Below are 9,373 nucleotides of genomic sequence, written 5' to 3'. Positions count from 1 at the left end.
CAGAGCCAGAGCCAGAGCCAGAGCCAGAGCCAGAGCCAGAGCCAGAGCCAGAGCCAGAGCCAGAGCCAGAGCCAGAGCCAGAGCCAGAGCCAGAGCCAGCATTCTCGCCGGAACTGCCCCAGCGATTTGTCCCCATCGAGTCCCTCAGGGCCCGTGATGGCTGGACGCTTCAGTTGGTGGCCGGCAACCTGGAGCAGACCATTGTTAACGTTATTGCCCGGGCCCCGGATAATGAAGACCTCACCTATACCCGGGGCGAGCGAAATGGCCAGCCATGGTTTATGCTGGTTTATGGCCAGTATCCCACCCGTGATGCCGCCCGGTCGGCGGCCAACCGATTACCGGACAACCTGGGGGTCAGTGATTCCTGGGTAAGGGCCTTCGAGAGCTTCTGATGCACTGATCTGGTGCAAAATTACGCCCACAAGTCCCCTGAGCCAGGAAAAAGTTGTCTACGTATTTCTACGTGTGTAGAATCCCTTCCCCCTTTTTTTCGGTGTCGGCTCATTTTTTGCACTATCTTGGTGCGCAAGGGGCTGATATGAAAGCTTTTACATGCGAGAGAACGCTTATGACAACAGGCTTGTATCATCCCGGCGAGTTCCGGGACAACTGTGGTTTCGGCCTGATCGCCCATATGAAGGGCGAGGCAAGCCATAAACTGTTGCAGACAGCTATCGAGTCCCTTACCTGCATGACGCATCGCGGAGGCATCGCGGCAGACGGCAAGACCGGCGATGGTTGTGGGCTCCTGATCCAGAGTCCCAGGGCCTTCCTCTATAAAGCTGCACAGGCGGCGTTCGGAAAAAAACCTGGCGACCTTTTTGCAGTTGGCCAGGTTTTTTTAGCTCAGGATGAAGCCCGTGCGTCCGCCGGGCGTGCTGCAGTCGAGAAACGCCTGGTGGAGCAGGGCCTGGAAATCATGGGCTGGCGGGAAGTGCCGGTGGACGATAGCTGCCTCGGCCCAATGGCCCTGGACTGTCTGCCGCGCATTGAGCAGGTATTCGTTGAGCCGGGTGGCAAGAACGAAAGAGATTTCGGTATCAGCCTGTTCGTTGGCCGGCGCCATGCCGAGCGGGATATGGCGGATGACGACGAGTTCTACATCTGCAGCCTGTCCCACCGGACGCTGGCCTACAAGGGCCTGATGATGCCCGCTGACCTGGCCAACTTTTACCCGGATCTGGGTGACCCGGACCTGGAAACCGCTATCTGTGTGTTCCACCAGCGATTCTCCACCAACACCATGCCCCGGTGGCCCCTGGCCCAGCCGTTCCGTCTGCTGGCACATAACGGTGAAATCAACACTATTGATGGCAACCGTAACTGGGCCATCGCCCGGGCTGCCAAGTTCAGCTCACCGGAACTGCCGGATCTGCAGACGCTGCAGCCGCTGGTCAACCTGACCGGCTCGGACTCCTCCTCCATGGACAACATGCTGGAAGTGCTGCTGGCCGGTGGCGTGGACCTGTTCCGGGCGGCGCGGATGATGATTCCGCCGGCCTGGCAGAACGTGGACACCATGGACTCCGAGCTGCGCGCTTTCTACGAGTACAACTCCATGCATATGGAGCCCTGGGACGGTCCGGCCGGCCTGGTACTGTCCGATGGCCGCTATGCGGTCTGTATGCTGGACCGGAACGGTTTGCGGCCCGCGCGCTGGGTGGTCACCAAGGACGACTTCATCACCCTGGCGTCTGAGATTGGAACTTACCATTACGAGCCGGAAGACGTCGTGGCCAAGGGCCGTGTCGGGCCGGGCCAGATGCTGGCGGTAGACACCGAAAGCGGCGAAGTCCTGCATACCCAGGATATTGATCGGCGGCTCAAGAGCGCCCAGCCCTACAAGAAGTGGCTGCGTGAGAACGCCCTGCGGGTTGAGTCCACGCTGAATGCGGCTACGCCGGAGTTCAGGTTGATGGACAATGACGAACTCCAGGTGCATCAGAAGATGTACATGGTTACCTACGAGGAACGCGACCAGGTACTGCGCCCGCTGGCTGAAAGCGGCCAGGAAGCTGTGGGCTCCATGGGTGACGATACTCCCATGGCGGTGCTTTCAAGCAAGGTTCGCCATGTGGCGGACTACTTCCGCCAGAAGTTCGCCCAGGTAACCAATCCGGCAATCGACCCGCTGCGGGAAGCCGTGGTCATGTCCCTGGAAACCTGTCTCGGCGCCGAGCGTAACGTGTTCGAGGAAGGCCCGGAGCATGCCAACCGGGTGATCCTGACGACGCCAGTGCTGTCCCCGGGCAAGTTCCTGCGCATCGAAGGTAATGACCGGCCCGGCTTCGAAGTGGCAAAAATCCGTCTCAGCTACAGCCCCGAGCGTGGCCTGGAGAATGGCATCCGTGACATCTGTGAGGCTGCCGAGAAAGCGGTCCGGGATGACGGCAAGGTGCTGCTGATCCTGTCCGACAAGGACCTGGAGCAGGGTGAACTGCCCGTCAACAGCCTGATGGCCACCGGCGCGGTCCATCACCACCTGGTGCGCCAGGGACTGCGCTGTGACTCCAACATCATTGTCGAGACCGGCTGGGCCCGTGACCCCCACCACTTTGCCGTGCTGTTCGGCTTCGGCGCCACGGCGGTCTACCCGTACCTTGCCTACCAGGTGATCAATGACCTGATCCGCACCGGCGAGATGCTGATGGATCCCATTGACGCCAAGAACAACTACCGCAAGGGCATCAACAAGGGCCTACTGAAAATCCTGTCCAAGATGGGCATCTCCACCATTACTTCCTACCGCGGTGCTCAGCTGTTCGAGGCCATCGGTATGGCCGACGAAGTGGTGGACCTGTGTTTCCGGGGAGTCCCCAGCCGGATCCAGGGGGCGACGTTCTACGACTTCCAGCAGGACCAGGAACAGCTGGCCGCTACCGCCTGGAAACGTCGCAAGGCCATTACCCAGGGGGGCCTGCTCAAGTATGTGCATGGCCAGGAATACCATGCCTTCAACCCGGACGTGGTTCGCACCCTGCAGGATGCGGTCACCACCGGTGATTACGGCCAGTACCAGGAGTACGCGGGACTGGTGAACAACCGTCCCGTCGCCACCCTGCGGGACCTGTTCGGGCTCCGGGGCGATATCAAGCCCATCGACCTGTCGGAAGTGGAGCCGGTGGAGAAGATCTTCCCCCGTTTCGATTCGGCGGCCATGTCCCTGGGTGCCCTCTCCCCCGAGGCCCACGAAGCGCTGGCCGTGGCCATGAACACCCTGGGCGGACGCTCCAACTCCGGTGAGGGCGGTGAGGACCCGGCCCGCTACGGTACCGAGCGTCGCTCAAAGATCAAGCAGGTAGCCTCCGGTCGCTTCGGCGTTACGGCGGAATACCTGCGCAGTGCGGACGTCATGCAGATCAAGGTGGCCCAGGGCGCCAAGCCCGGTGAAGGCGGTCAGTTGCCCGGTGGCAAGGTGAACGCGCTGATCGCCCGGTTGCGATACTCCGTGCCCGGGGTGACGCTGATTTCACCGCCACCGCACCACGATATCTACTCCATCGAGGACCTGGCACAGCTGATCTTTGACCTGAAACAGGTCAATCCGGAGGCGCTGGTCTCGGTCAAGCTGGTCTCCGAGCCCGGCGTCGGCACCATCGCAGCCGGTGTGGCCAAGGCCTATGCCGACCTGATCACGGTATCCGGCTATGACGGCGGTACGGCGGCCAGTCCGCTGACGTCAATCCGCTATGCTGGCTCCCCCTGGGAGCTGGGCCTGAGCGAAACCCAGCAGGCTCTGCGGGCCAACGATCTTCGCGGCAAGATCCGCCTGCAGACCGACGGTGGTATCAAGACCGGTCTCGATGTGGTCAAAGGCGCTATTCTCGGCGCCGAGAGCTTTGGTTTCGGGACCACGCCCATGGTCGCCCTGGGCTGCAAGTACCTGCGAATCTGTCACCTGAACAACTGCGCCACCGGCGTGGCCACCCAGGATGACTACCTGCGGGAGGAGCACTTCAAGGGTACCGTCGAGATGGCCATGAACTTCTTCCGCTTCGTGGCGGAGGAAACCCGTGAATGGATGGCGAAGCTGGGTGTTCGTAACCTGGAGGAGCTGGTGGGCCGTGTGGACCTGCTGGAACGCCTGCCGGGTGACACCGAGCGCCAGAAGCGCCTGGACCTGAGCCGTCTCGTCAGCAATGACCATATCCCCGCAGACAAGCCGCAAACCTGTCAGGTGGAGCGTAATATTCCATTCGACGAAGGGGCCCTGGCCGAGCGGATGGTCAGCGATATCCGTAACGCCATTGTCGAGAAGTCCGGCGGTGCCTGGAGCTATAAGGTCACCAACTGTGACCGCTCCATCGGCGCCCGTCTGTCTGGTGAAATCGCCGCCCTTCACGGCAACCAGGGCATGGCGGATGCGCCTATCACCCTGGATCTGAAAGGTACTGCCGGCCAGAGTTTCGGTGTCTGGAACGTGGCAGGCCTGAACCTGGTGCTGGAAGGCGATGCCAACGACTATGTGGGCAAGGGCATGACCGGCGGCAAGCTGGTGGTGCGCCCGCCGCGGGTGAGCACCTTCCAGTCCCAGGAAACGGCCATCATTGGTAACACCTGCCTCTATGGTGCCACCGGGGGCAAGCTGTTTGCTGCCGGTACTGCGGGTGAGCGCTTTGGCGTTCGTAACTCAGGTGCCCACGCGGTGGTGGAAGGCGTGGGCGACCACGGCTGTGAATATATGACCGGCGGTATGGTCGCGGTACTTGGCAATACCGGGTACAACTTCGGTGCTGGTATGACCGGCGGGTTTGCCTATGTGCTGGACCAGTCCAACACCTTCGTGGATAAATACAACCACGAGCTGGTGGAAATCCAGCGTATTTCCAGAGAGGACATGGAGCCCTACCGTAACTACCTGCGGGGTGTTATCCGCGAGCACGTGACGGAAACGGCAAGCGAGTGGGCAAGCCATATCCTTGAGAATTTCGACGATTACGTTGGCCGCTTCTGGCTGGTCAAGCCCAAGGCCGCCAGCCTGAAGAGCCTGCTGGCCAGCACCCGGGCCCGCCCGGAATAACTTGCGGGCAGTGTTTTCCGCCGGCCCGACAGATTCGGGCCGGCGCGTCGAAATTTAGATGATGAGAGCGTCACCATGAATGAACGACTGAACAACGACTTCCAGTTTGTCCAGGTTGGGCGGGTTGACCCGAAGAAGGTGCCTGCCAGCAAGCGCCGCAAGAACTTTGGCGAGATCTACTACCAGTTCGAACCAGTGGACGCCAGCAGCCAGGCACATCGCTGCCTGGAGTGTGGCAACCCCTATTGTGAGTGGAAATGTCCGGTTCACAACTATATCCCGAACTGGCTCAAGCTGGTGTCGGAAGGCAACATCATGCGGGCGGTGGAACTGTGCCACCAGACCAACTCCCTGCCGGAAGTCTGCGGCCGCGTCTGCCCCCAGGATCGCCTCTGCGAAGGGGCCTGTACCCTGAATGACGGTTATGGCGCCGTGACCATCGGCTCGGTGGAAAAGTACATCACTGACACGGCCTTTGCCCTCGGCTGGAAGCCAGACCTGTCTGACGTCAAGTGGACCGACAAAAAGGTAGCCGTGATCGGTGCTGGCCCGGCAGGGCTGGGCTGTGCTGATGTCCTCGTGCGCAATGGCGTCAAGCCCGTGGTTTTTGACCGTTACCCGGAAATCGGCGGCCTGCTGACCTTTGGTATCCCCGAGTTCAAGCTGGAAAAGACGGTCATGACCCGTCGTCGCAAGGTGTTCGAGGAAATGGGCGTGGAGTTCCGGCTTGAAACCGAGGTGGGCAAGGACGTGCAGTTGCAGGACATCATTGACGAATACGACGCCGTATTCATGGGTATGGGCACCTACACCTATATGAAGGGTGGCTTCCCTGGTGAAGATCTGCCGGGGGTTTACGACGCCCTGCCGTTCCTGGTTTCCAACGTGAACCGTCGCCTGGGCTTCGAAAAGGACGCCGGCGAGTTCATCGATGTGAAAGGCAAGCGGGTGGTTGTCCTCGGTGGTGGTGACACTGCCATGGACTGCAACCGCACCTCCATTCGCCAGCAGGCCACCAGCGTTACCTGCGCCTATCGTCGCGACGAGGCCAACATGCCCGGTTCCCGCCGGGAAGTGGCCAACGCCAAGGAAGAGGGCGTGAAGTTCCTGTTCAACCGTCAGCCCATCGCCATCATCGGTGAAGACCAGGTTGAGGGCGTGAAGGTGGTCCAGACCCAGCTGGGTGAGCCGGACGAGAACGGCCGTCGTCGCCCGGAAGTGGTGCCGGGCAGTGAGGAGGTCATTCCCGCTGATGCGGTGCTGGTTGCCTTCGGTTTCCGCCCGAGCCCGGCGGACTGGTTCAGCGAGTTGAAAGTGGACACCGACGATTCCGGCCGGGTCAGCGCACCGGAAGAGTCGGAGTTTGCGTTTCAGACCTCCAATCCCAAGATCTTCGCTGGCGGCGATATGGTGAGAGGTTCTGACCTCGTGGTCACTGCGATCTGGGAAGGTCGCCAGGCGGCAGAAGGCATCCTGGACTACCTGGATCTCTGAGACCGTCCATTCGACGGCTGATCCGTATCAAAAGGGCAGCACCATTCCGGTGGCTGCCCTTTTTTATTGTCGCAAACGCGTTATCATTGCGCGCATCATGACCAGTGGAAAACCGGCAGACCTGGTTTCGCCTGGCCAGTCAGACTTCGACCATCAGGACCCGATATGAGCGAACTGCAGAACGACCGCTTCCTCCGCGCCCTCATGCGCCAGCCCGTAGACCGCACCCCCGTCTGGATGATGCGCCAGGCCGGTCGTTACCTTCCTGAATACCGTGCAACCCGGGCCAGGGCCGGGGATTTCCTCAGCCTGTGCAAGAACACACCGCTGGCTTGCGAAGTCACCCTGCAGCCCCTTGAGCGTTATCCTCTGGATGCCGCCATCCTGTTCTCGGACATCCTGACCATTCCTGACGCCCTGGGGCTTGGGCTGTATTTCGAAACCGGCGAAGGCCCCAAGTTCCGTAATGTAATCCGCTCCGAAGCAGACGTTGCCGCGCTGCCCAATCTGAAAGCCGAAGTGGACCTGGATTACGTTATGAACGCGGTGTCCACCATTCGTGGTGCGCTCAACGGCCGCGTGCCACTGATTGGTTTCTCCGGCAGTCCTTGGACTCTGGCCACGTACATGATTGAGGGCGGGTCTTCCAAGACGTTCTCGGAAGCCAAGAAGCTGATGTACGGCCAGCCGGAAGTCATGCACCGGTTGCTGGACCACCTGGCAGATTCGGTGATCGATTACCTGAATGGCCAGATCAGGGCCGGCGCCCAGGCGGTGCAGATTTTCGATACCTGGGGCGGGGTGCTCAGCAGCTGGGCCTACCAGGAATTCTCGCTGGACTATATGAAGAAGATCGCCGATGGCCTGATCCGTGAGAACGATGGCCGCCGGGTGCCGCTGATTATCTTTACCAAGAACGGTGGCCAGTGGCTGGAGTCCATGGCGGAATCCGGGGCAGATGCCCTGGGCCTGGACTGGACCACGGATATCGGTAATGCCCGCGCCCGTGTCGGCGATCGGGTAGCCCTGCAGGGCAATATGGATCCGGCAATGCTGTATGCGCCGAAGGAGCGGATTCGCCAGGAGGTGGCGGATATCCTGAAGCGCTACGGCTCAGGGCCTGGTCACATCTTCAATCTCGGTCATGGGATTACACCGGATGTGGATCCGGAGCATGCGGGGGCGTTTATTGAGGCGGTTGTCGAGTTAAGTGGGGAGTATCATCGCTAAGGCTTGTTGTCCCGGCCCGCTATTGGCGCCCCAGGGTGTTGGTAGTAGCCTGGCTGGTTTGGTGCCTGGGCGCCAGGCCGATAATCTCCTCCCGGACGAGCTCTCTGCGGGTCTCGCCTACGTTAGTAGCCTGAAGGGCCGGGTGCCTGGGCCACCGGGCCGATAACACTTTTCCGGACACGCCGTGAATCCATCCATGGAGGCTCTTCAAAAACGTCCCTGTTTTTGAAGGTCCGGAAAAGTGTTCTCAACCCGATGTCCCTCTAACTTCGGCGATATCGCCAACCTTTCTCGCTTTGTATCCTGTCGACACTGCAGTGGATTCGTGAACTTCCGCGGTCTATAGTCGAGAGGAAAACAATAAATGGCCCGGAGTGATGGTATGGCCGAGAAAGAGCCAGAAAAACGTCGGTTTCATCGAATTTCTTTCGATGCACCATGCGAGCTGTACTGGCAGGACGACGTGCAGACTGCAGAGATACTGGATATTTCGCTGAAAGGTGCCCTGGTGACTCGACCACCTGGGTGGGCCGCGTCCGAAGGTGAGCCCTGCGAATTAACGGTCCACCTGAACGATCACGAAAGCGCCATTGTGATGGCGGTTACCTTGCGCCATATCGAACCAGACCGGCTCGGTTTTAAGATCGAGTATATCGATCTGGAAAGCGCCGCTCACCTGAAGCGCTTGGTAGAACTGAATCTTGGTGATGCAGAGCTATTAGAGCGAGAGCTGTCCCACCTGATCGGGTAAGCAAGCTTTATCTCATAAGCCTCGCAGGGTGTCGGGCTGAGAACCTTTTCCCGGACCTTCAAAAACAGGGACGTTTTTGAAGAGCCTCCATGGATGGATTCACGGCGTGTCCGGGAAAAGGTTCTCGGCCTGGCGCCCAGGCACCCAGCCATTCAGGCTACTTACGCAGTCGAGTTCCAATCGGAAGTGTTCACAGCCCATCCGGGGACGCCTGGCTGGGGTGCCAGGACCAATCAAAGCTCCTCAAGTGCCGACAACGCCTCACTGAGTTTGGTCACCGGAATCACCTTCATCCCCTCAATGGCCTTGCGGGGCGCATTGGCCTTGGGAACCAGAGCCCGGGTAAACCCATGCTTGGCGGCTTCGTAGATGCGCTCCTGTCCTGACGGCACCGGGCGAATCTCGCCCGAAAGGCCCACCTCACCGAATATAACCAGATCCTGGGGCAGGGCGCGGTCGCGGAAGGATGAGACTATTGCCGCCAGCAGAGCCAGGTCAGCACTGGTCTCGACGACCTTGACGCCGCCCACCACATTCACAAACACATCCTGATCCGCCACATGCATGCCGCCATGGCGGTGCAGCACGGCCAGCAGCATGGCCAGGCGGTTCTGGTCCAGGCCTACCGCTACCCGGCGCGGATAGCTGCCCTGGGCCATATCCACCAGTGCCTGGATTTCCACCAGCATGGGCCGGGTACCTTCCCAGACTACCATCACCACGCTGCCCGGCGCTGCTTCCTCGCCCCGGTTCAGGAAAATGGCGCTGGGGTTCTTTACCTCTTTCAGGCCCTGCTCCAGCATGGCAAACACGCCCAGTTCGTTGACCGCGCCGAAGCGATTCTTGATGCCCCGCAGGGTGCGGTAGCGGCTGTC

Annotated in this window: 6 protein-coding genes; 5 read left to right on the top strand and 1 reads right to left on the bottom strand. The window is 60.5% G+C overall.

The window, feature by feature from the left end; genetic code table 11:
* The 5 genes from ACESMZ_RS11560 to ACESMZ_RS11540 form a co-directional block, all read left to right on the top strand.
* A partial coding sequence (locus ACESMZ_RS11560) for an SPOR domain-containing protein (protein ID WP_372958667.1) occupies positions 1-395 on the top strand: 395 nt, incomplete at its 5' end.
* 176 nt (positions 396-571) lie between these two features.
* Positions 572-5,023: a glutamate synthase large subunit gene (gene gltB, locus ACESMZ_RS11555; protein ID WP_372958666.1), complete on the top strand. Its 4,452-nt coding sequence runs from the start codon at positions 572-574 to the stop codon at positions 5,021-5,023.
* A 75-nt stretch (positions 5,024-5,098) separates the two neighbouring features.
* Positions 5,099-6,517: an FAD-dependent oxidoreductase gene (locus ACESMZ_RS11550; RefSeq protein ID WP_372972638.1), complete on the top strand. Its 1,419-nt coding sequence runs from the start codon at positions 5,099-5,101 to the stop codon at positions 6,515-6,517.
* 165 nt (positions 6,518-6,682) lie between these two features.
* Positions 6,683-7,747 (top strand): uroporphyrinogen decarboxylase, encoded by a 1,065-nt coding sequence (gene hemE / locus ACESMZ_RS11545; RefSeq protein WP_372958664.1) that lies wholly within the window; start codon positions 6,683-6,685, stop codon positions 7,745-7,747.
* Between the two features lie 382 nt (positions 7,748-8,129).
* Positions 8,130-8,498, top strand: a complete 369-nt coding sequence (locus tag ACESMZ_RS11540) for a PilZ domain-containing protein (protein WP_372958663.1) — start codon at positions 8,130-8,132, stop codon at positions 8,496-8,498.
* Positions 8,499-8,731: 233 nt separating this feature from the next.
* Here ACESMZ_RS11540 and ACESMZ_RS11535 read toward each other — a convergent pair.
* Positions 8,732-9,373 (bottom strand): magnesium chelatase domain-containing protein (locus ACESMZ_RS11535; RefSeq protein WP_372972637.1); only part of this gene is annotated, 642 nt, incomplete at its 5' end.

The sequence above is a fragment of the Marinobacter sp. genome (genome assembly GCF_041690615.1).
Lineage (GTDB): Bacteria > Pseudomonadota > Gammaproteobacteria > Pseudomonadales > Oleiphilaceae > Marinobacter.
Note: the sequence above shows the minus strand (reverse complement) of the source record. Positions and strands in the feature narration are given on the sequence as shown.